The sequence below is a fragment of the Erythrobacter sp. CCH5-A1 genome (assembly GCF_001557115.1).
GTDB lineage: Bacteria > Pseudomonadota > Alphaproteobacteria > Sphingomonadales > Sphingomonadaceae > Erythrobacter.
On the sequence record NZ_LSKQ01000294.1, the window covers coordinates 1 to 999 of the forward strand.

1 protein-coding gene is annotated in these 999 nt (G+C 74.2%); it reads left to right on the plus strand.

Features of this window, described 5'->3' with window-relative positions; genetic code table 11:
- The coding region (locus AX708_RS20980) for a hypothetical protein (RefSeq protein WP_197426421.1) at nucleotides 1–626 on the plus strand (626 nt) is incomplete at its 5' end.
- Nucleotides 627–999 lie beyond the last annotated feature (373 nt).

Consider the following 999-nt stretch of genomic DNA (forward strand, 5'->3'; position numbering starts at 1 on the left):
GGCTCGGCGCGCTGGGGCTGACCGCCGCGGGCGCGCTGCTGTGGCGGCGCCGCAAGCCGAGACCGCCGCGCCTCGCCGCGCCGGCCGCAGGCGCAGGCGCCGCCGCCGCAGCGCCCCCTGCCGCGCAGGAGCCGCCGCGCCTCGACCTCGCGCTCGAGATCACCGCGGCGACCCGCAGCCTCATGATGTTCACGCTCGAATACCGCCTCACCATCGCCAACCGGTCGGAGCGCGCGGTGGGCGATCTCAACACCGCCACCGCGCTCGCCTGCGCGCGGGCGAGCGCGGTGGCGGGCGACGCAGCGGGCCCTTCGGCAGGCACGGCGCAGGCGCTGGCCTCGGTGGACCGCATCGGCCCCCACCAGGCGCGCAGCGTGACCGGCACGCTCCGGCTCCCGCTCTCCGCCATCGCCCCGCTGCGGCAGGGACAGACCCCGCTGTTCGTGCCGCTGGTCCATGTGACGCTGGAGGGCGAGAGCCTTGCGCCGCAGACCCGCACCTTCGTGGTCGGCACGCCGAGCGCCAGCGGCCGGGTCCACCCGATCGCGCTCGACGTGCGGCCGGGCGGCATCGCCGGGCTGGTGGCGCAGGCGGTGGCGATCCCGCCTGCCTCGGCCGCGGCCTGAGGCGCAGCGCGCGCGGCTGTTGGAGACACATGAGACACTGTCCAAGGCCGGAAAACTCCGCCTCGTTCGCCGCGCTTTCGCAAGGACGGGAAAGGGGCGCGTGCGCAGTCATGGCGGGGAACATGTCAACGCAGCGGCGTGTAGGAAAGCGTTGATTTTCCAACAGTCCCTCCCCGTCCTCCAAAGGATGGTGAAGTGGCATACGCCGCAGGCGGCTGACGGAGGGGTTCTTGCCTGCCGATTACCCCTCCGTCACCGCTGCGCAGTGCCACCTCCCCATTCGCGGGGCGACCGCGGAGGGACTTGCGCGGCTCGGCTCGCCCGGCTTCGCGCACCGCCCCGCGAATGGGGAGGTGGCACTGCGCAGCGGTGA